Genomic DNA, 22,566 nt, shown 5'->3' on the forward strand with positions numbered 1-22,566 from the left:
AATCCTTTTCGTCCATGGGTTCCCATGATAATCAGGTCAATCTTTTCTTCCTGGGCATAGCGGATGATTTCATTGGCCGCATCCCCGACAATAATCTTTTTGACAAAGCGGGGACATCCTTGAAGCTCTTCTTCGCAGACCTTTTCCATCATCTTTTTGGAGCTTTCAGCGATTTCGTTTTCAATCAAGGTCAGGGATGGATGGGGGACATGAAAACTGGATAAATATTTCAGATCCCGCACCACATAGAGCAAATGGACCGTACTGCCGAAGGTCTTGGACATGGTCAATACATAGGGCAGTATTTTGGGGGAAGATTCGGAAAAATCGATTGGGAACAGGATTTGTTTGAATTCTTTCATGCCTTATCTCCTTTTTTAGGATTGAACGGAACGAAAGCCTTAATAGGTAGAAATCATAATTTTATTGGATTAACCTTATATCAAGGGCCTTTTTACTTGTCAAGGGTTTGTCCTTTTTTATAAATTCTCATGGTGTTTCCGACTACGGTCAGGCTGCTGGCAAACATGGCCAGAACGGCCACCAAGGGATTTAACAGGCCGGTGACGGCCAGAGGGATTCCGAGCATATTATAAAAAAAGGCAAATCCGAGATTTTGCCTGATGACCTTGACGGTCAGGCAGGATAGGTCAAGCACCTCCCGGATCTTCCAGGGATCATCGGTCAACAGGGTGATATCCGAGGCCTCCGCTAACAGACCCCCCCCGGTCCCCAAGGCAAAACCCACATCGGCCTGGGCAAGGGCCGCGGCGTCGTTAAGCCCATCGCCGATCATGCCCACCCGGTGGCCCTGACGCTGCAGGTTTTTGATGATGCCCACCTTTTCCTGCGGCATGGCCTGGCCGACAAAGGACTCTATACCCAGATCCCGGGCCATGGCTCCGGTGGTCTCCGGCGAGTCCCCGGAAACCAACCAAGTCTGAAATCCATTCTGTTGAACACTGGCCACGGTCTGATGGGCCTTTTCTTTCAGGACATCGCCAAAGGCCATCAATCCCCAAACCCGGCCCTGCCAGCCGAAAAAGACGACCGTTGTTCCCCTGGCCTCCAGGGATTCGGCCTGTGATTCAATGGCCTTCGGAAGATCCAGCCTCTGGGAGTGCATCAACCGGCTGTTCCCGATGACCACGGCACACCCGTCCACCTCCCCGTTAACCCCCATCCCGGCCAGTTTCCGGAACCCGGTGACCTCTCCCAGGGAAAGGGAAAATTCACGGGCCTTGTTTTGAACCTCCCTGGCCAGGAAATGATCGGATAGAGCTTCCACCGAGGCGATCTTCTGCCAGGCCTCTTCCTTTGACCGACCGAGAAACACCATCTCCCGCAAGGCATACCGGCCTTCGGTCAGGGTCCCGGTCTTATCAAAGATCAAAACATCTAATTTTTCTATTTTTTCCAGGGCCGCCGGATCCCGGATAAGGATTCCCCGGAGCCTTCCGGCTCCAATGGAAGCGACTTTGGCTAAAGGGGTGGCAATCCCCAGGGCGCAGGGGCAAGAAATGACCATGATGGTCACGGACCGCAGCAAGGCTTCCTCCAGGGACCGGCCCTGGTAGACCAGGTAAAGGGCGGTTGCGCCGGCCAATAACAGGAGGCCGGGCACGACCCAGCCGGTCAGCCGATCGGCTAAATGCTCGAAATGGGTTTTTCCTGACAGGCCATCCTGCATCAAGGTAATGATCCGGCCGATGGCGCTTTCAGCCCCTGTATGGGTAGCCCGGAGGATGAGGGAGTGGTCAAGGAGTAAGGAACCGGCCCGGACCTGATCGTGGGGCCCTCTTTTTACCGGGCGGGACTCTCCGGTCAAAAAGGATTCGTCCAGACCGGCCTGGCCGGAAATAATCCGGCCGTCCACCGCCAGCCTTTCTCCGGCCAGGACCTGGAATTCATCCCCTGCCCGGACCTGATCGGCGGCCAGCCATTTTTCACCTGTTTTGGTCAGCAGACGGACCTTCTGATGGGCCAGGTGATAGAGTTCCACCAGGCCCCGGGAAATCCTTTCCCTGGCCCCGGACTCCAGATACTTCCCCAGCAGGACCAGGACGATCAGCATGGCAGCCGTGTCGAAATAAAGATGGAGACTGCCCCGCGCCATTTGGATGAGGCTGTAAAAATAGGCTGACAGGGCCCCCATGGCAATAAGGACCTCCATAGTGGGTTTTCCGAAGCGCAGTCCGTTCAGGGCCTTTTTAAAAATGGGAAATCCTCCGTAAAGGAGGACCGGTGTAGTCAGGAGGAAAAGAGGATAAGAAAGATAACCTATAGCCTCGGTCCCCAGATCCTGAAAAAATCCGGCATAGAGGGCCAGAGAGATCATCATGATATGGACGGTCAGGATGGCTGAAAGGCCCAGACGCAGTTGGACCCTTTTCTTTTCCCCGGCAGTTTTCTCCGGATCCTGAAGAAGGGAGGTGCTGTACCCCAACCTGGAAATCCGGGCCTGGATGTCTTCGACCGTCACCCGATGGGGAAGGTAATCGATCTGGACCAGATCGGAGGCGAAAAGGACCTTGACCTTCACTATGCCAGGGACCTTGGCCAGGACCGCTTCAATCAACCAGGAACAGGCGCTGCACCACATCCCCTCCACCTTGAAAATCAATTCCCTGGACAGAGGGGCTTCCGGATCTGCGGCTTCCCCCACTTCTTTATCGGATCCCTGCCTGGGCGCAGGGTTTTTTACCGGGTCTGCAAAATCTTTTCCGATCAGGCCATTGGCCTCACAGAGACGGTAGAGGTCTGAATTTTTATAATCGGCCGCCGCCCCTTCGGGAAGGCTGGAAAGGATTTGAAATACCTGCCGGCAGCCGAAACAGCAGAAATGGAGACGTATCTCTCCCTGCTGTTCCTGCACCCCGGAACGGCCTACAGGCAGGCCGCATAAGCGGCATTCCACCAAACCCGTGTCTCGTATCTCGTATCTCGTAACTCGCATCTCGTAACTTGTAACCCGTATCTCGTAACAGAAAAATTTCAAATATATTTGGTTAGATTTTTTCAAAGAACCTCTGGGAAATTATACCCCTGACACCCGCACTCCACAACTTGCAACTTGCATCTTGCATCTTTCTTCACACCAGAAGCTGCACCCCCCTGAATACCAGGATCAGACCCATGGCGACAACGGAAAGGCCGGCAATCCGCTCCCCGATCATCCTGGTCCGCAGGGTCAGGAGGGAAGCGGAAATTCCCAGGGCCAGAAGGGCCGGGACGGTGCCCAGGCCAAAGGCGACCATGGTCATAAATCCCTGGCCCCAATTTTCGGTGGTGGCCGCCTTGATGAGCATGGAACAGGAGAGACAACAGGGCAAAAGTCCGCCGGCCAGCCCCAGGGCCATTTTCGGAACAGCCCCGGGGGATTGGAACAGGGGAGGAACGATCCGCTTCCAGAAGACCTGAGGGACCCCGGAAAATCGGCTGAAAAGATCCGGCAGGGAGATGACCCGCAAAAATATCAGGCCCAGGAGGCTGATCAGGCCCCCGCCGGTTAGGATCAGAACACCGCGGACATTCAAATAGAGATTAAAGCCGACGATATTGACCAGGGCCGCGGCCAGGCCCCCCAAAAAGCCATAGGTCAAAAGCCTTCCGAAGTGATAGGCCAGGTGATGGGAAAGGCCCCGGCCCCAGGGAGACGAATTTTCGCCCCCGGCCGAGACTGGAGGGCTTTTGATGTGCATAGAAAAGGCCATGATCAGGGGACCGCACATCCCCAGGCAATGGAGGCTGCCGAACAGTCCGATCAGGAAAGGGGCCAGGAGTTCGAAAGTCATTGAAAGATCCTGAATAAAGTTGCAAGATGCAAGTCACAAGTTACATAAAAAATGGGATCAGGGATCAGGGGTCAGGGGTCAGGGCGGAGATTAAGAATAAAGTTGCAGGTTACAGGTTGCAAGTGGAAAACCTTGAACCCTGTACCTTGCCCCTCGCCTTCAGCCGCGTTTTGTTATTTTTATCCCTCGTGGCCCTCCCATCAGGCGAGCATGAGGGTTTAAAACGAAAAACCGAATTTCGAAGTGCCTTGTTATTTCCTTCCTTCGATATTCATTATTCATTATTCGATATTCGATATTCGATATTCGATATTTTTCCCCCTCGTGGCGCCCTACCCCCACCCCTTCCCACCCCCTCAAGGGGGAGATTGAGGAAGGAGGCTTGAAGTTTTGCCATGGCCCGCAGATAGGTAATGACGGCCCAGCGGTCATCCACCCCTACGGTGGCATATAAAGGCGGTTGCCTTTTGTAGCCCAGGCTGATCTTTGAAAAAAGTTCACCATCCTTCTGGTCCTGCACCTTGGGGCCCAATAGATGGGTAGGTAAAGGATAAAAGCTTTGCCCTACCGTGGCCTTCCCGTCGAGTCCTGGCCCGTGACAGGGCAGACAATAGTACAGATAGCTTCTCCTTCCCCGATCAATAACCGCCTGGGTCAAAGGCAAGGGATTGATTAAGCTTTTGGGGTCCATTGTTCTTATAGATTCGATCCCCCCGCCGAGAGGAATGGTTCCCCTGGGCATGACCGGCAGGGAAAGTTGAAAGGTATTCAGAGCTTCATCGTCCCTCATCCGGCCGTAATAGTTGCTGATCAGGATGGAAAGAAAAAAAAGGAGGGTCACCAAAAGGCCCAGAGCCAGACCCATCAACAGGAGTATTTTTCTCCACATGGTCCTTATAATCCTTCCTTGCCCTGAGTCCGGACAGAGCACTCTTTCTTACCCATGACGTGTTGTTCCCGCGTTCTTGGTCCTTCCGAAGGGGCCGTGCCTGCCCGGCTTTGGGCTTTATTTACCGAATAGACCGACTGCCCCGGCACATCCTCTACAATGCCGTAGCTCCAGGGAGGCGGCCAGTTATCCCCCACGGTAAAATAAATAAAAAGCCCCCAGAGAAAAAAGAAAAAGGAAATGGACAGCACAATGATCCAGCTTTTGGCGGCTGATTGGTTCATCTCAATCTTGTCAATCCTGTCAAAAAATATTTTTATTAATTCTAAAAATCAGATAAGCCAGTGCCCAACCCGCAACCCCGATATAAACAAAAACAAGAAAGGGCGGTATGGGATTCTCCCCGGCCTTAAGCCAATCCGCAGGGCCTTGCCCCGACTTTTCCGATGGCTGCCCGGTTTCATAGGGATCTCTCCTTTGATAGCTCCCCCAGGCCACATAAAGGAGGATAAAGACCCCCAGCCCCAGAAAAAAGGCCAGGGCCATTTCCTGAAAAGTCATCAAGGGGAAAAAGGGCATAGCCGCACCTAAAAAACTGACCGGAAAAAACTCAAAATGATCGACCCGGCTAACCCGGCCATCACCAAGAGGCCGATGAACAGCAGACCATAGACCTCCATAGGCCGCCGGGCCGGATCCTGGGCCGGCGACTGAGGGAGCAGGTCGCGCAAAGGCAGATAGCGCGCCCGGTCCTGATCGGAAAACTGCCCGCTCTGGAGGCCCCAGAGGAAAGCCGTCAGACTGATCCAGAGGCTCAGGGCAACCAGAATAATCCAACCTGAAAAATACATCTTCTATTTCTCCTTTTCTCCGGTCAAGGACTTGGGTCGAGGCCTCACCGCCGGGTTTTCATAGGCGGCATCAATCCCTTTGGGTTCCCGGTCGGCATCGCTTCGGCCGATAAAATAGACAGCCACATAATCCCCCACTTCCCAGATCTTGGCGGATTCCAGCTCTTTTTTAAAATAAGGCATAGCCGTGCCGGTGATGCCGTTCATAATCTGATAGTACAGAATGCCCCCTGAAATCTCTCTCTGGTTTAACAGGGTGAAATTAAGCGGTGGGGGATAGAGATACGGCTCGGCCGGCCCCATCCCGTCGCCGATCGGGCCGTGACAACCAATGCAGTAGCTCTGATAGATCTTATGCCCCCGTTTCAGCCCGGCCGCAGTGGTCGGATAGGGGTTGGGCAACTTTCTCCAGGGCTCGGGGATCATCTGGTGGAGCCAGCCGATATTTTCATCAGGACCGGCTTCGTAGGCCTTAAGGGCCTTTTCTTTCCAATGGTTCTGCCGCTTAACCCGGAAGTCGGCCATCCGGTATCCCAGACTCTGTTTATAGGCGATGAGTGCCCTGATATTTTCCCGGCCCAAAAATTCCCAGGAGGGCATGATCGATTCCGGTCTGACAAACCTGGGATTGGTAAAATGGGCCAGGTGCCAGTCATCCGGGTGCTCGCCCCCCTCCTGGGAGAGATCGGGACCGGTCCTTTCCGTGCCGATCAGGTGAGGCCGATCCTGCACATAATCACCGGAAAGGGCGATCCGCTCCGCCCCCATATCCCAGTCCATATCCCGGATAAACTGGGTATGGCAGTAGGTGCATCCATTCCGGACATAAAGGTCCCGGCCCAGGGACTCGACAGCGGACCGGGATCGGAAGATATCGGAAGGCTGTTCGCTGATGGTGGTCCAGGGCAGGATGACCGCGACAAACAAGACGGAAGCAAAGATGATCAATCCTCCGAAGATAATGATGGCCGGGCTCATCTTCATAGCCCATCCCCCATTCCGACAGAGGATGAGCCTTCCGAACCATCCCTTCCGAAAATACTTTTGGTGATATTCATCAGGCCCAGGACGGCCCCGCTAACGATAAGCAGGCCCACTGCAGCCCGAAGGACCATATAAACATGAATTTCAGGCAGGATTTTATAGACCGCCTGCCCGTTCAGCCAGCCGTTTCCCTGGATCAGACCGGCGGCGGTCAGGACCGTGAAAAATCCGGCCATACCGATAAGCACCAGCCAGTACTGGATATCGGCCCAGCGTCGGTTGAAGATCGGCCTGCCGGTGATCCTGGGCAGGATAAAATAAATCCCCCCCAGGGCAATGGTCCCTGAAAAGCCGAGGACCCCCATATGGGCATGGGCAATCACCCAGTTATTCAAATGGGTAACCCTCTGGACCATCGGCAAGGACTGCAAAGGCCCCTGGAGGCAGGCCAGGCAGTACCAGACCAGACCGGCCATGATAAATTTTCCGCCCATATCGGCATGGATCAATCCCATTCGGCCACGCATGGTCAGCCAGAGATTGATCAGGACGGTCATCACCGGGACGATCATCCCCAGACTGCCGGTGACGGCCACCACCTTCAACCAGGTGGGCACCGGGGTCTGCAGGAGGTGATGGGCGCCGATATGGGTGTAAATGACCAGGATGGTCCAGAACCCGACCAGAGACAGGGAGTGGCTGTACAAAGGGGTACGGCAAACAATGGGGATGACATAATAAGAAAGAGCCACGGCCAGAGGCGTCAAAAACAAACCTACCACGCCGTGGCCGTAAAACCAGGCCAGAACGGCATCAGGCAGGCCGGTAATGGCCCCGGTGGATGGATTCCAGACGGCATTACCGAAAAAATAGATCAGAAAAAAATAGATCAGGCCGGCAAAGATATACCAGATGGAAACATAGAGGGTCTTTTCCCGGCCCGTGCCTGCCGTCCGGAAAAGGCAATAGAAGATCAAGGCGAAGGTGATCAGGACCCCCATATCCACCGGCCATATCCATTCGGCGTATTCCCGCCCTTGCGAAAAACCCAGGGCCAGCGTGACGGTTCCGGAGGCTATGGTCAGATTCAGGATCCAGAGGGAAAGCTTTCCCAATCGCTCGCTGTACAAAGGGGCCTGTAACAGGGTGGGCACCAGATAAAAGGCCGACCCTAACAGGGCCGTTCCGATAAACCCGAAGATAACCAGATTGGTGTGCATGGCCCGGGTCCGGCCGAAGACCAGCCAGGAGATGTTTCCCAAAAGGTCCGGCGCCACCAGATGGAGGGCATCGATAAAACCAACCGAGGTCCCGATAACCATCCAGATGGCGGCGCTCAAAAAATAGGCCTTGACCGTCCCGTAGGATTCCTCTTTAAGAAAGGTCACTTCCTATGACTCCCGATCATGATGTGCGTTGATCCGGTTCGTTGGGTGGACGATCTCTTATTGTCAGGCAAGATGCCTGACCTATGATGAATAAATTTTGGATGCTTCATTTTAATCTCAGTTTCTCAGTCCCTCAACTCATTTTTTCTCTATGCCCCAACCCGGACCAGCCGGAACCAAGATTTTGGATATGCAAAACATGTTAAAAAAACCTCAATTGGTCCGGGTCCAAGGTGTGTTCTTTAAGAAATTCTATCCATTTTACGTAGAATTATATTCTTTAGTTACTAAACCCTTCGCCTCTGCTCTATGCTCCATGCCCTCTGCTATTTAATGATGACAGGCCAGCCAGCAATCCAGTTGGGCCTTTTTTTCTTGGTGGCAATCGATACAGAATTTCATCTTGAATTCCTTTTTCTGCAGCCGGTCCATCCGGTCCACCGCCCCATGGCAATGGGTGCAGTCCAATTTTCCCCACCGCAGGTGCGGCTCATGTCTGAATTTCACAAAATCAGGAACATAAAAGATCCGCACCCAGGGGACCGGTTTCCGGCTGTCCAGATAGGCCTTCTCTTTCAGGATCTCCGGATGGGTGGGGATGATATAGCGGTGGCAGAAAAAACACTTTTCCATTTCCGGCAGACCGGCATGCTCGGACCTCTCCACATAGGGATGACAGAACCGGCAATTGATGGCCTTGACCCCGGCGTGAACCCGGTGGCTGAAAGGAATGGGTTGTTTGGGACCTATCCCCTGGCCTGGATAGGCGTAATAAAAATAGAGCATCACTCCCATCAGCAACAGACCGGCTGAGAACCATTTGAGCCATACTCTCCCCTGATGGGCCGGTTTTTTGTCCTCAGCCATCGTGCCCATCACTTTCCTTCCCCCCGAGCCGACTCCTTGGTTTTTTCGAATAAGGGATCTGAAACAGGCAGCAGGGGAAACCGGCCCAGAAACCAGAGGATACTGAAGCCCATGAGCCCTAAAAAACCCAGACTGATTAACAATTCCGAAAGGCCCAAGGGAAGTTCTTTCCCTTTCCAGAGCGAGGGGGCCACCAGGAGAAAACGTTCCAGCCACATCCCGATCAGGATAATCCCGCTCAGGATCAACATCAAGTCTTGTTTCATCTTGGCCTTTCTGCTCAAAAGGACACCGAAGGGCAAGGCAAAACAGAGGACCAGCACGGTCCAGGCCAGGGGTTTCCAGGGAAGGCTGTTGACCCTGGTAATGACAAAGCGGGTCTCTTCAGGCAAGTTCCCATACCAGATGACCAGGAATTGGGAAAAGAAAAAATCCCCGGTGACTAAGCAGAAACCGAGGAGCAGCTTTCCAAGATCGTGAAACTGTTTTTCCCCGATAAAATTTTCCAGATCAAAGGCCTTGACCGAAAGGACTGAAAGAAAAATCAAGGCCGCCAGGGCACTGTAGAAAGCCCCGGTAAAAAAATACATGCCGAAAAGGGTGCTGTACCAGTGAGGCGATAAGGACATGACCAGATCAAACCCCAAAAGGCTCAGGACCAGGGCATAAACAATAGCCACCAGCGGGGCCAGGACGGTTTGTATAGAGAGATTTTTTCCTCCAGGATCACTATTCTCCTTCCCGGTTCCGGGCTTTCGGGAATAGATCTCCTTTTCCCCTCGAACAGAGAAATAAACCAGGGCCAGGGACAGGATGGTAAGCAGAAAAATAGAAAGGCCGTCACGGGCAAAGAGAAATCCCGTATTCAACCAGGCGGCTTTCTGGGGCAACGGCTCATGGATCCAGGGAAAGATCTTTTCCCGGCCCGGTAAAAGGACCCAGAAGAGCAGGAAAGCCAGGGGCAGAAAAGCCGCCGGGGCCTCGGCCAGACGTTTGACCGGCCGCCCCCAGCGGGCCTTGGTGATGACCAGAATGGCCGAAAAAAGAACCGATCCGAAGGCCAGACCGGACCAGAAGAGATAATTCACTAAAAAGGCCTGCCAGGTCCTTTCCGCTTGGGTCCCGGAAATCCCTATGACAAAGGCGGTCCCGCCGATCAGGATCAATATCAGGGATAAAACTGTCCACCGGCCACAACCGGTGACCGGTTCGGCAGCCTTGATTTCCCTCAAGATCTCAGCCCTCGACGTCATGGATCTCCTCGGCCCGGGCCTCTTTCAGGAGGTCGGTGATTCTTTCCCGATCTATTCCGCTGTAATAGACCAAAAGGCCGAAACGGTCGTTGGAAAAGCGGGGATCATAATAGACCGGTAACCGGAGTCTGGGCAGACGGCAGTGAATGAGCATTCCGGTAAAGGAAATCAGGACCCCGAACAGAATGAGAAATTCAAAGCCGACGACCACAAAGGGGATCCAGGGGATAACCGGTTTGCCGCTGACGATAAACCGCCATTGGATGACCGTATAAACCGCCAGGGCCAGGCCGGAGGAAAGTCCCAGGAGGCCTCCGAAAAGGGTGTAAAAGCGGACCGGGCTGGGCCTCGACCCCAAGGCCCCCTTGATCTCAGATTGGGCCGACGGGGAAAAGACGGTAACAGGCAAGCCGGTCCCTTTTAAGGTTTTTAAAGCCTCCAGGAGATCATCGAGATAGATAAAAATTCCCATCATGGCCTTTTGGGTCGTTGATTTTTTCTTCCGCAGCCGGGTCAGAGCATGGAGTCCTGTCATTGACTGACTCCCCCTCTCTGCCCTTCCCGTTTAAGAGGTTTGACTGCCTCCTTAACTTCGGCTATGGAAACCGCCGGCAGGTATTTGGCAAATAAAAAGAAAAAGAAAAAAAAGATGCTGAAGGCCCCGAAGAGGATCCCGTATTCCACCCAGGTGGGTCCCTGGTAGAGCCTCCAGATATAGGGATCATAGGCATGAGCCGGGGCGGTGATGATGATGACATACCGCTCAAACCACATGCCGATGACGACCAAAACGGCAATCAGGTACAGACTGATGGTATTGGTTCGAATCCGTTTAAAAAAATAGAAGAGGGGGGCGATGGAATTGCAGAAGATCATCAGCCAGAACCATTCCTTGTAATAGCCGACCATACGCCAGTAAAAGGTGTCCCCTTCGGTCTTGTTCCCGCTGTACCAGGCCATAAAGTGCTCGGTCAGATAGGAGTAGCTCATAATCAGGCCGGTCAGGATGATGGTCTTGGCGATATTTTCCAGGGTCTCCGAAGTGATGATGTTTTCGAATTTATAAAGACGCCGCAAAGGGATCAGAAGGATGAGCACCATGGACAAACCGGAATGGATGGCCCCGGCCACGAAGTAGGGGGCGAATATGGTGCTGTGCCAACCCGGTAAGATGGACAGGGCGAAATCCCAGGAGACCACACTGTGGACGGAAATGACCAGGGGGGTAGCCAGAGCGGCCAGGAGAAGGACCGCCCCGCTGTGATGACGCCATTGATGGTGGCTGCCGGTCCAGTTCAAGGAAAAAACCCCATATATCTTGCGCCGCAGACCCTGGGCCTGGTCCCGTATGGCCGCCAGGTCGGGAATCAGGCCGGTATACCAGAAAAGGATGCTGACCAGGAGATAAGTGGAAATGGCGATGACATCAAAGACCAGGGGGGATTGGAAATCGGGCCAGAGGTTGCGCTGATTGGGATAAGGGAGTATCCAGTAAACCACCCAGATCCGGCCCAGGTGAATAAAAGGGAAAAGGCCGGCCACCATGACGGCAAAGACGGTCATGGCCTCGGCACTGCGGGATATGGCTGTCCGCCAGCCGGCCCTAAATAAAAAGAGGATGGCCGAGATCAGAGTGCCCGAATGGGCCAGACCCACGAAAAAAACAAAATTGACCAGATAGGTCCCCCAGGCGATGGGATGGTTGGGTCCTTCCACCCCCAGGCCCCTAATAATCTGATAGGTCCAGCAACCCACCCCCACGAGAATACCCAGGAACCAGAAGGCCACCAGGGCCAGGTAAAGCCTTCCCGGCGGGGACATGGCCCGCATCACTTCCTGGTTGACCGTGCTGTAATCAAGGTCTTTCATAATTGATAGCGTTCAGCGTTCGGCGAAATCAATGATGACAAGTTCGTAAAAAGTTGATCAGCATCCATTTTCGTCATTCCCGTGGAAACGGGAACCCAGTGTTTTTAATTAGTTACATATAGCCTGGATTCCCGCCTTCGCGGGAATGACGAGTTTTTACGAGACCATCAATGATGATTATATAAATAAATTAATCATTCCTATGGAAACCGGAAACCGGGCCATTGGACCTGGATTCCGGCTTTCGCCGGAATGACGGAAATAGGATTTTTTGGACTTTATACGGTTCATCACTTTAATATCAGGCTTCAAAAATCTGATCCACCCTCTTCAAATAAATAACCGCCGGTTTGGTATTCAGATGGCCCAGGACCTGGTAGCGTCGTGTATCCTGAATCAATCGGGAGACCCGGCTGGCCGGATCGAGGAGGTTTCCAAAGACCAGGGTATCGGTCGGGCAGGTCTGGGCGCAGGCCGTGGTAAATTCCCCGTCCTGCACTTTCCGGCCTTTCTCCCTGGCCCGGATCTTGGCCTCCAGGATCCGCTGGATACAGAAGGAACATTTTTCCATGACCCCCTTCTGGCGGACCGTCACATCGGGATTGAGCTGCCAGTCCAACGGACTGGGGCGCTTATATTGGAACCAGTTGAAGCGGCGTACCTTATAGGGATCGTTTTGCAGGCAGAAGCGTGTGCCGATACAGCGGTTGTAGACCTGGGTATTGAGCCCCTCCGGATTATGAAAAGGGGCATAAACCGGACAGACCGATTCACAGGGGGCATAATCGCAATGCTGGCAGAGCATGGGCAACCAGCGGGCCTTTCCCTCCTGCTCTTCAAAGTAACGCTGGATCCGGATCCAGGACATCTCCCGTCCTTTGAGGACCTGTTCTTTCCCCACTACAGCCACATTGTTTTCAGCATAACAGGCCACCACGCAGGCCGAACAGCCGATGCAGCGATCCAGATCGACCACCATTCCCCAGCGGTATTCCTTATGGGGATGGGGGGGATAAAAATCTTTTCCGGGATCGAACCCCTGGGCCAAGGGCAGGTCGATGGGAGGGGCTTGAGCCAGATCAAGGGATCTTTGATAATCCTTCAAGGTCATGACTTGCATGATGTCACGGCCGTGCTGAAAAAAACTCCCGTCGACATGGGCCAGGGGAATTTGCCTGTTCAGCTTTTGGATGCTGACCTTAAAACCGGGCCGTAACGATCCACCGGAAAGGGGATCTATATCCGCTGGAAATAGGGACAAAGGATTGGCCTGCTGCCCCTGGACAAAGCGGCCATAGTCCCAGTGCCCCTGGCCGATAGGCAGGGCCAGAGTCCCCGGGGGGACCGTGTAAACCGGGTAGGCCGGAATTTCCAGTTTTCCGAAAGGAGAGCGGACCAGAAGCCAATCCCCTTTTTGGATAGTTAAGGCCTTGGCCGTTTCCGGGTGGATCTCCAACCAGCCATCCCAGGTAATCTGGGTCAAAGGGTCGGGGAGTTCCTGGATCCAGGGCCGGTTGGCCTCCCGGCCGTCAAAAAACTGGATCGTCGGGTAAAGGGTCACCTCCAGATCCCCTGAGGATGTGGATAGGGACTCAATAGGGGAAAAGGAAAAAGCCTTTAAAGAAGAATGGTTCTCAGCCGAGGGCGGCTGAGCTACAAGACCAGGGGTGCCTCCGGCCCGCGGTTTCCCCTGGACCCCTCCTTTTTCCATGGCCTTTTGCCAGAAGGCATCGGATGGAAGATCCGGTTCGATTTCCTTTCCTTTTTGGACCCAGAAATAACGAAGGAACTGATAATAATCCTTCCAGGGAAATTTATCCGCACCCCGGATCTTTTTCCCGGTAGAAATGAGCATATCCCCTAACGGCCTGGTTTGAAAGACCGGTCCCATAACCGGCTGCATCAATCCGAAGATCCCTTCCCTTGGGGAGTAATCCCCCCAGGATTCCAGAAAGGTATGGTCGGGCAGGACCAGGTGGGCCAGATTGCTGGTCTCGTCGGAAAAACTGGAGAAGCTGACCACCAGGGGGACGGCTTCCAGGCCCTTTTTGAATGCATTGGAGAAAGGGAGGGAAAAAACGGGGTTGACCTGTCCCAGGAGCAGGAGATCGACCTCTTTCCTTTTCATCTTCTCCGTGAGTTCTTCCATCCCGGCCAACGGGGTTGCCTGACCTAAGGCCGATGGGCTGGTAAAATCGATAGCCTGCCGGCTGCCGGGTTTAATCAGGCACAGGAGATTGGCCACCAGGGCGGCCTCCAGTGCCCGGGGTCCGGAGAGACCCTGCCCTTCAGCCAGGGCCAGGGGCCTTTCGGCCCGGACAAACCTTTGGGCCAGATCCCGTATCGCTTGGGTCTCAACCCCGGTCTTCCGGCTGATCCGGTCCAGGGGAAAATCGGAAAGGATTCTGTTAAGCCAGGGCTTCAAATCAGAAGGAAAGGAATCCGGTAATCCCTCATCGAACAGGGCACTGAACATACCCAGACCGATCAGGTATTCATCGCCCGGAGGAACGCAAATCCATTGATCGGCGTTGTTGGCGGTCAGGGAAAGCCTCGGTCCACAATAAACAAATGGATTTTTCCCGTTTTTTTTCAGGGAATGGAAGGCGGCGAATTGCCGGGCAAACTCCAGGTTGGAGATCCAGGTCTCCAAAAACCCGGCCCCAAAGGAGATAAGGAAATCGGAACGGTCGATCCGGTAATGGGGCAGACCGTTAAATTGAAATACAAGCCGGGAGGCCCGGCGCAAGGGCTCATAGGACAAGGGCTCATAAAGCAAATGGTCTTTCGCACCCATCTCAGAAAGCCAGAGGTCGGTTAAGGCCTTCTGGCTGCCGTTTACCAAAGGACTGATAAAGACAATCCTTTCACCCCGACCTTGGCGGACCAGTCCGGTCAGGGTGCGAAATAAGACTTCTTCCCCCTGATCCCAGGTGACCGGGACCGGTTTTTCCTTCCCTTGGCGCATTAAAGGACCGGAGAAACGGTCGGGATTATAAAGCCCCTGGAGGGCGGCCTGCCCCCGGACGCAGAGTTTACCCCGGCTGACCGGATGGAGGGGATTTCCTTCCACTTTGATGACCCGGCCATCCCGGTTCTTGGCCAGCAGGCCGCAGCCGGCCGGACATTCCCGGCAGGTGCCGGCATACCAAACCGCCTGGCCGGGGATGATATCTTCCGGGGGAAAGAGATAAGGGATCAGTTCATTGGGGGTGGTGGAGGAACAGCTTAGGACCGTGCTGGTTCCGGTCAGACCTATGATTTTCAGAAAATCCCGGCGTTTTAGTTTTATCATGGATAATTTTTCTGAGAATTATTTCCGACAGACTTGTAAAAAGCCGAAAAGTACCCTTCTAAAACTCAATATCAATCGTCTCCGCTTTCCTGACCGAAACAGCATAGGGAGAACCTTCACCGGTGAGCCGCCTGAGGACCTGCATCAATGGATAGGCCGGTTCCACATCCTGGGCGCCAACACCGACCGGGGTAAATTCGGAACCCTGGGCCCGCCAGAAGCGGGCATTGATTTTATCGATCCGGGTGCGGACTTCCTTATAGCTCGGCCCGGCAAAAACATCCTGCATCCCGGCGATACCCTGGGCCTTCAAGGTGAGCAGCAACCCCACGTAGAGCCCGCGGCTCCGTACCGTAGCCACCGCCTCATCCAGGGGTTTAGGAACCAGCATCATATAATGGGAGCCCCGTTCATCGCCCTGGGTCATACAAAACCGCCTCTGCAAAAATGCAAAGGCCGGGTTGACCAATTCTTCGATGCCTAATAAAACCGGGTCATCTTTTCCAACATATTGCCCCCCACTGATGAGGGCCAATTTCTCCGTGGAAGCAGCCAGCAGAAGGTCTTCCAGTTCCGCTTCAACCGCCTTCCTTTGAGACTCGGTATTACGCAAGGACCAAAGGCGTTTCACATTGAAGGCATTGGTGGCTCCCAATAAGGTCCGGATATCCTCCCGGTGGGACCGGGCATCCAGAAAAATGCGTTTATGACGATGGATGTCCCATATCTCGAAAGCGATGCTTTCTCCATAGCGGGCACGGAAACCATCGTCCTGCAAGGCCTGTTCGGCGGCCTGGAACAGGGGGACATTGAAAGCCGCCGGACCGGCCTTGTCAGCAGCCAGAATGGCCACCTTCCAGAACCCCCGGACGGAAACTTCGGCAAAGCCAGGCCCCTGTCCGGTGACATTTCCGGCAAAGGGCCTTTTAACCTCCACCGAGGACCGGCCCTGAGTCCAGGCCTCCCGGGCGGCCCGGATCTGTTCCAGGAAGGAACGCTCCGGTTCGGGCAGGGTCTGGCCCAACAATTCAACAAAGGGGCCGCTCGGCTCAGCCAGGTCATCCACCTTCTTTCCCTTTGTGGCCGGCCCTATCTGAAGGTCCTGGGCCAGGGCATAGGGTTTGTAGCCGATCAGTTCCGTAACCCACACCTCCCGCCAGAAGGTTCGAAAGGCCAGCAAATGGATCTCATTGGCATCGATTCCCTGGTTGTGCAACATGACCAGATGTAAATCATCACCCACGCCGAAAACCTGAAAATCCTGAATAAGGCCTGTCTCCTTGGCTTCCTGCAGACTGGCCCGGGCAATGGCCGCAAAAAGGGTCGGCGTTGTGGTATGGCCGACTTTCCCGCCGGCATCGGCCTTAATATCGGAAAGGGTCTGACCATGGGAACGCTCGTTGACCCTGGCGATCAGGGGGTCCGGGTTTCCCGATTCCCCATTGGGCACGGTCCGGAAAAGGGTTTTTAAAACTTCAGCCCTGGCCTCGGCCCTGGCTTCAGCCTCTTCAGCGGTTACATAGGGCTGAAATTCACCGTGGTCCGACATGAGCCGGATAAAAGACCTGGCTTCCCTCTGGAGCCATTCAGTCTGGACACGATCCTGGGCGAATACATCGACCACATCGTGATCCGGAGGGATCCTGCCGTTGCCAAAAGATTGATAGGTATAGGCGGTTATTCTGGCCGTGCCCGGTTCATTTATGTGCAGGCGGGCTTCTTCCATGGTAACGGGCATGACTCCCAGATGGTAGCCTCCGCCCGTCCCTCCGACCACAAAGTGAAAATCAGCCCCCAGGTTGAAGTGGGCTTCTCCCACGGCGGGAAGCCCGCTTTGCAGACGGAAAATGGCTGCCGGATTTTCAACCGCAACCCCTGGCGACATGGATTCAATGGATACCAAGGCCCCCGGTTCATGGCGGGTAGCCAAAAGATTCCCCCCATAGGAGACGAAACGGCCCTTTAAGGCATAGACAGCGCTTATGACCCATTTCACGGGATTGGCGATCAGGGAAAGGAGTTCGGCCCAATCCCCTACCTGGGCCCGGTTGATCTGCAGGGGACCTTCGATAAAAGGATAAATGAAGAACAAGGTATCCTCTTCCGGCCGGTCGCCAAAGGCGTAGAGACGGCGTTCTTTTCCCCCGGCCTTAAGGTCCAGACAATTTTCAACAATAGCTACAAAGCGGGTGTTATCCAGTCTTTGGTGGGAACCTTTGTCCGGGTGGAAAAAAAGGTTAAAGAGCATCCGGTTGAAGGCCCCCACCCCCCCCTGGATAATCTTGGCTATAAAAATGGGCTCCGACTGCCGTTCGGTAAAAGGGAAATCCATGGGGCGGAGGTGTAAGGCAGCGATTTTTTGTTGGGGATTCATCTTAAAAAAATCCTTGCCCTGAACCGGTTGGTAAAGGCCCGATTCGACGGCCTTTGAAAAGGCGGCCTGCAAGGCTTCGTAAATAAGTCTGTATACGGCCGGGCTAGTCAAGGGCTGTCCGAAAGTGTTCACCTGGAAGAGAAGGTCCGGTCCCAGGGCCTTAACCCGGAAGTCCCGGATGCCTTTGTCCTGTCTGGCCCGTTCAAGGACGGCCCGGGCCCCTTCGGTGATCTCATCCGGAATGTTCGACACCCCCCCCAGCCAGCGAAGCAGATCGGCGCTGACCAATGTGATAGTCGTCCGCTGCCCGGCCCGTTCCCCTTCCTGGGCCAGAAATTCCTCTCGTGTCATAACCTTATCCTCCCTCGACCTGCCCGGGTCGGCCTGATGATCCTCTATGCCTCTCCCTTTGGTTTTATCCGAAGATCCGCCTCCGGGTCTTGGCCGGCTGACCCAACTATTACAGCTTCCTATAGATTGAGGTTAAAGGTAAATAAGGTCAATAACTTATTTTTAAGGTTGGGAATATGTATTTTTTGATAAAACAAGGCCCTGACTATCCGGTTTCAGGGTTTTCATTGAATTAGGAAATTCCTGTACAATGAACTTAGGGGCTGGCAACTGTGAAGATTATATCCACCATCAGGCGATTCGTCCTCCAGGATAAGGCGGGCCGCCGGCGTAAATCTCTTCAACCCGGATCAAACCCGAGCGATGGAATTCCGACCAGCGTCCTTTGATCTGATAGGAAATGGCCTCAAAGGTGAGGATGTTTCCGGCCACCAGGGCCTCGGTGGTGGGGGAGGGAAGCCCGGCCATTTTCCGGTACAGCAGCTTCTTTTGTCCTGTGGGCTGCAAGGAAAGGGCAGGGATGACCTGCGGGTATCCATCCGTTCCGATCCAGGAAAGGACCTTGACTGCTGCCATCCTGGCGAATTCAATCCGCACGGCCCGAGGGATAACGACGAGGTCTGACGGCGACGTTCCTTCGCCATTGCCTTTAAGGGAGGCCATCAGCCGAGCCATCAAAAAATCCTTGAGAACCTGCAGCTTGGAAATGGCAAAGGTCTTTTCCATTGAACGAATGCGGATGAGGCCGGCATTGCGGACCCCGGTGTAGGCATTATAACGCAAATGGGAACTGTTTTTTTGTCGATCGACATATAGGCCGCTGCGCTGAAACTCGATAAAATCTCCCTTGAGAATCCAACCTTGCAGTTCCGGTGTGATCACCAGGATGCTGAGACGCCGATCCGCCTCGAGATTCTTGATGCTCTTGCGAAGAAGGAAATTCCCAAAGAAGAGCGTATCCTCTTGATCATCGGCCGGCAACAGAGAAATGCACGGAACAACGTTAGGAATGCCCTCAATCGAGCGGGTGGCCAGAAACTTGGGGGTCATCTCTCCGCGCAGGGCATTCAATAATCCGGGGGTCTGTTCGAGCAAAGACATAATCCACCCTCCTGATTTCGGATTTCGGATTTCGGATTTCGGAATTTAAAAACCACGGGGTATTGCAACAGTTCAATCTCCGGTCGCTCCGGACCAAAGGGCTGTCGGAACCAGTTCCATGGCCCCTTGCCAAAGCCTTTCCATCTCGGACCGGGTTAACAAAGGGGTCTTTTCCAACCGATACGCCAGGTCAAGCCGATGGTATTTGGGTTTGCCCAGATTGGTGTAGGCGAGCAAGTCCCAGCGCTGCACGGTGGGCAGGGCCTCCTGAATAAAGCCACCTATGGCCCGGATATTTTCCATCCCGGCGGTATAACCGGGGATGACGGGTGTACGAATCCACAGGGGTTTGCCTTCGGCCGAGATCCTCCGGACATTCTCCAGGATAGTCCCGTTGGGGAGACCGGCGGCCCGTTTATGGGCTATCCCGTCAATAATTTTAAGGTCGAACAATACCAGGTCTACCCAAGGCAACAGCTCTTCAAAACGCTCCCAGGAAACCGCCCCGCTGGTATCCAGGGCCACATGGACCCCGGCTTCCTTACAAAGCGGCAGGACTTGGATGAGAAAATCCGCCTGCATCATCGGTTCGCCGCCGCTGAAGGTCACCCCTCCCTTTGAGGTCCGGTAAAAGACCTGATCTTTCATAAGCTCACTCATTAGCTCGTCCGGAGTAAAGGGGCGACCGATCATCTCCAGGGCTGCTGCCGGGCAGACCTTCGGGCACTTCCCGCAGAGGGTGCATCGTCCCCGATCGATCCGCAGACCTTCAGGCAACAGAGTCAAGGCCCTTTCCGGGCAGATGCTGAGGCAATCTTTGGCACCAATGCACCGCCTGTCGTACCACATCAGGTCGGGCTCGGTGCGCAACCCTTCCGGGTTGTGGCACCAGGGACAGCGCAAAGGGCAGCCTTTGAGAAAGACCGTCGTTCGGATACCTGGTCCGTCTTCGGTGCTGAATTTCTGGATATTGAAAATTATGCCTTGGGTCATGACAACTTTTTTAAACCTTTGTCAAACCGGGTGTGACTCCCGGGCGATGATCTCGTCCTGAATCTCTTTTCCCAGCCCCGTAAAATAGGCGTTGTAACCGGTAACCCGCACCAGGAGGTTGTGGTATTCGTCGGGAAATTTTTGCGCCTCCCGAAGGGTATCGGCGTCAATGACATTGACCTGGAGACAGGTCCCGCCCACCTGACCGTAGGCGCGCAGCAGGGCTTTGAGCTTTTGGCGTTGTTCGGGATTTCGAAATAGACTCGGGCTGAAGCTCATGGTGTGACTTGCACCGTTGGGTGCGGTCTCCAATCCTAATTTACCCACGCTCTTGATGACTGCGGTCGGGCCCTGGTGGTCGGCCCCATTGACCGGGCAGACGGCGTTGGAAAGAAACTGCCCGCGACGGCGGCCGTCCGGAGTGGCGGCGGTCGTGGGGGCATAAGCGATCCAGTAATTCCAGGAAAGATAACCGCCGCGATAGCGCTTTCCGGTAGGGGAAGTGTGCTTAAAGGCCTCTTCGGTCCAAAAGCGGCTGACCTCACGGGCGATGGCATCGGCGTAACCATCGTCGTTGCCATACTTGGGCGCTTTGTTAAGCAAAATACGGTGGAAATCCTCTTGTCCTTCAAAATTGGACCGGAGGGCCTCAATCAGTTTCCCCATTTCCACCTGACCATCTTCATAGACCAGCTTTTTTATGGCCGCCAGGCTGTCGGCGACCGTGGCCAGGGCCACCCCTTCCACCGTCAGGAAATTATAACGGGCCCCTCCGGCGTTGCAATCTTTGCCGTTTTGCAGGCAGCCGTCCACCAGAGCGCTCAGATAAGGGACCGGTTCAAAGCGGGCCCGGCCGGCGTCGGCCATATTGTTGGCGGCGATCAGTTTTTCCAGGATGGCTTTGAGCTGTTGTTTAAAGGCCTCCATAAACCCGATAAAATCGTTAAAATTTTCGGGGTTTCCGGTGAGGGGGCCGATCTGTCGGCCTGTTGCCATATCGCGCCCGTTGTTTAAGACCAACTCGACCGCCTTAGCCAGATTCAAATTCACATCCACGGTGCCGGAGCGGTCATCGCCTGTCAGGGTGTTCTCCAGACAACCGACCGGGGCATAATCCCAGAGGCGTTCTTCCGGCAGACCCTGCCATCGCAAGCCGGCCATGGAATTCTCATCAAAGTTGATTAAAAAAGGCGACCCCTGGGCCTTGGCCAACATAGCCACCAGGCGATCGAGTAATCGGTCTGAGGTCCGGGCGTGGATGCGGACGTTGGGTTTGGGTTCCAGGAGGTTCATCTCTTCGACAATCTCCAGCATAAGGTAGGTCAGGTCATTGGAGGCGTCGTTACCCTGGGCGTCTATGCCGCCCAGGGTTATGAGCTGACCGAAGGAGGAATTGATCCCCTGATTGGTGCCGGTCCAGCCCTGATAATCATAGACATAGTTATGTTTGATCCACCAGCATTGCAGCCACTCACGGGCGGTCTCATCCTCTAAGCGGCCGGCCTTCCGATCGGCCTCAAAGTATGGGTAGAGGTACTGATCGACCCGCCCGGGTGAGAGGCCCGGTCCCGGATAACTTTCAGCGGCCATGGCCAGCATATGAGTAAACCAGAGGGCTTGCAGGGCTTCCGGAAAGGTTTCCGGGGGAAGCCAGGGAACCTTTCGGCAGATCCGGGCGATCATATAAAGTTCCTCTCGTCGGTTCGGATCGGCCTCGGCCTTGGCCAGGCGTTGAGCATTTACGGCATAACGTTTGGCAAGGTCTCCCGCCGCCTCGGCGGAAATAATGATCGCCCGGGCCAGGTTTTTTTGTTCGGTGTTTCTCGCCGGGTCGTTCAACACAACCTGGGCCTCTTCGCTGATTCCCTTCCAGCCGATACGCAGGACCTTGGGATAGTTGGGCACCAGATGACCGGGTACGGCGGCGCAGTTGCCCACTCCCGTGTTATTGAGCACATTCCAGACCTTGAGGAATGCTTCCTCTTCCCGGTTACGCAGCCGGGCCTCTTCTTTTTTGAGACAACGCGACAGGGCCGTGTTGAAGTGGGAGCCGACGATCAGCTCCCCTTCCAGGATTGCGACCGGCAACAAAAAACGCACCACCTGGCGAAAAAAAAGGGCCTGGCGAACAATCAAGGGCTCTTTCCAAAAGTCCGGCGGCAAAGGGACGGATTTGGCGGCTGCCCAGAGATAACTGCGAAATCCTTTCTGAAACAGGGCGACTTCAGGCACATTGGTCCAGCTCCAGATGGAATAGACCATGTCCCAAGGGGTTCCGGTAGTATAAGCCCGCACCTCGTTAGTGTATTGCCGTTCGTAAAAGGACCAGAATTGTTCCCGTAATTTTTGCACTCGTGGAGAAAGGGTCGGGGCGGCCGACCACAATTGGGTCGGGGAAAGGGCGAAGCAGCTTTCTGCGGATTTCATGGATGCACCTCCATTGGTTTAAAGCTTCCAACAGGTACTGCCCAAAATATTTTTGCGGATTAAATTTTTACCCTCCCATTAATGCGGGAGGGCAAGATAGGTGTTGACTAAGAAATTATCATGGGGAGGG

18 protein-coding genes are annotated in these 22,566 nt (G+C 54.4%); all 18 read right to left on the reverse strand.

Annotated elements, in window-relative coordinates; all coding sequences use genetic code 11:
- On the reverse strand, positions 1-362 hold a 362-nt coding region (locus HY879_08745), incomplete at its 3' end, for a universal stress protein (protein MBI5603432.1).
- A gap of 92 nt (positions 363-454) precedes the next feature.
- Positions 455-2,956, reverse strand: a complete 2,502-nt coding sequence (locus HY879_08750; protein ID MBI5603433.1) for a cation-translocating P-type ATPase — start codon at positions 2,954-2,956, stop codon at positions 455-457.
- 136 nt (positions 2,957-3,092) lie between these two features.
- Positions 3,093-3,794: a sulfite exporter TauE/SafE family protein gene (locus HY879_08755; GenBank protein ID MBI5603434.1), complete on the reverse strand. Its 702-nt coding sequence runs from the start codon at positions 3,792-3,794 to the stop codon at positions 3,093-3,095.
- A 274-nt stretch (positions 3,795-4,068) separates the two neighbouring features.
- The gene (locus tag HY879_08760; protein ID MBI5603435.1) at positions 4,069-4,683 is read right to left on the reverse strand and encodes a hypothetical protein; all 615 of its coding nucleotides are present in this window, start codon (positions 4,681-4,683) and stop codon (positions 4,069-4,071) included.
- A 5-nt stretch (positions 4,684-4,688) separates the two neighbouring features.
- Positions 4,689-4,967 (reverse strand): hypothetical protein, encoded by a 279-nt coding sequence (locus HY879_08765; GenBank protein ID MBI5603436.1) that lies wholly within the window; start codon positions 4,965-4,967, stop codon positions 4,689-4,691.
- Positions 4,968-4,986: 19 nt separating this feature from the next.
- Entirely contained in the window at positions 4,987-5,262 is a 276-nt protein-coding gene (locus HY879_08770) for a hypothetical protein (protein MBI5603437.1), read from the reverse strand.
- An 8-nt stretch (positions 5,263-5,270) separates the two neighbouring features.
- The gene (ccoS, locus tag HY879_08775) at positions 5,271-5,534 is read right to left on the reverse strand and encodes a cbb3-type cytochrome oxidase assembly protein CcoS (protein ID MBI5603438.1); all 264 of its coding nucleotides are present in this window, start codon (positions 5,532-5,534) and stop codon (positions 5,271-5,273) included.
- 3 nt (positions 5,535-5,537) lie between these two features.
- Positions 5,538-6,518 carry a cbb3-type cytochrome c oxidase subunit II gene (locus HY879_08780; GenBank protein MBI5603439.1) on the reverse strand — a complete coding sequence of 327 codons (981 nt, stop codon included), beginning with the start codon at positions 6,516-6,518 and terminating at the stop codon, positions 5,538-5,540.
- Positions 6,515-7,840 carry a cbb3-type cytochrome c oxidase subunit I gene (locus tag HY879_08785; GenBank protein ID MBI5603440.1) on the reverse strand — a complete coding sequence of 442 codons (1,326 nt, stop codon included), beginning with the start codon at positions 7,838-7,840 and terminating at the stop codon, positions 6,515-6,517. Before HY879_08785 ends, HY879_08780 begins: the two co-directional genes overlap by 4 nt.
- Positions 7,841-8,236: 396 nt before the next feature.
- Entirely contained in the window at positions 8,237-8,782 is a 546-nt protein-coding gene (locus HY879_08790; protein ID MBI5603441.1) for a cytochrome c3 family protein, read from the reverse strand.
- Complete coding sequence (gene nrfD / locus HY879_08795; protein MBI5603442.1) at positions 8,782-10,026, reverse strand: polysulfide reductase NrfD; 1,245 nt, start codon at positions 10,024-10,026, stop codon at positions 8,782-8,784. The genes HY879_08790 and nrfD (HY879_08795) overlap by 1 nt, the downstream gene beginning before the upstream one ends.
- A complete protein-coding gene (locus HY879_08800; protein ID MBI5603443.1) occupies positions 10,010-10,561 on the reverse strand; it encodes a DUF3341 domain-containing protein in 552 nt (183 codons plus the stop codon). The genes nrfD (HY879_08795) and HY879_08800 overlap by 17 nt, the downstream gene beginning before the upstream one ends.
- Complete coding sequence (nrfD, locus tag HY879_08805) at positions 10,558-11,895, reverse strand: polysulfide reductase NrfD (GenBank protein MBI5603444.1); 1,338 nt, start codon at positions 11,893-11,895, stop codon at positions 10,558-10,560. The genes HY879_08800 and nrfD (HY879_08805) overlap by 4 nt, the downstream gene beginning before the upstream one ends.
- Before the next feature lie 301 nt (positions 11,896-12,196).
- Positions 12,197-15,190 carry a 4Fe-4S dicluster domain-containing protein gene (locus HY879_08810; protein ID MBI5603445.1) on the reverse strand — a complete coding sequence of 998 codons (2,994 nt, stop codon included), beginning with the start codon at positions 15,188-15,190 and terminating at the stop codon, positions 12,197-12,199.
- A 58-nt stretch (positions 15,191-15,248) separates the two neighbouring features.
- A complete protein-coding gene (locus HY879_08815; protein ID MBI5603446.1) occupies positions 15,249-17,915 on the reverse strand; it encodes a fructose 1,6-bisphosphatase in 2,667 nt (888 codons plus the stop codon).
- A gap of 291 nt (positions 17,916-18,206) precedes the next feature.
- The gene (locus HY879_08820; protein MBI5603447.1) at positions 18,207-19,016 is read right to left on the reverse strand and encodes a pyridoxamine 5'-phosphate oxidase family protein; all 810 of its coding nucleotides are present in this window, start codon (positions 19,014-19,016) and stop codon (positions 18,207-18,209) included.
- 72 nt (positions 19,017-19,088) lie between these two features.
- Positions 19,089-20,009 (reverse strand): glycyl-radical enzyme activating protein, encoded by a 921-nt coding sequence (locus HY879_08825; GenBank protein ID MBI5603448.1) that lies wholly within the window; start codon positions 20,007-20,009, stop codon positions 19,089-19,091.
- A gap of 21 nt (positions 20,010-20,030) precedes the next feature.
- Entirely contained in the window at positions 20,031-22,436 is a 2,406-nt protein-coding gene (locus tag HY879_08830) for a formate C-acetyltransferase/glycerol dehydratase family glycyl radical enzyme (GenBank protein MBI5603449.1), read from the reverse strand.
- Positions 22,437-22,566: the final 130 nt, after the last annotated feature.

This window comes from Deltaproteobacteria bacterium (assembly GCA_016219225.1).
Lineage (GTDB): Bacteria > Desulfobacterota > RBG-13-43-22 > RBG-13-43-22 > RBG-13-43-22 > RBG-13-43-22.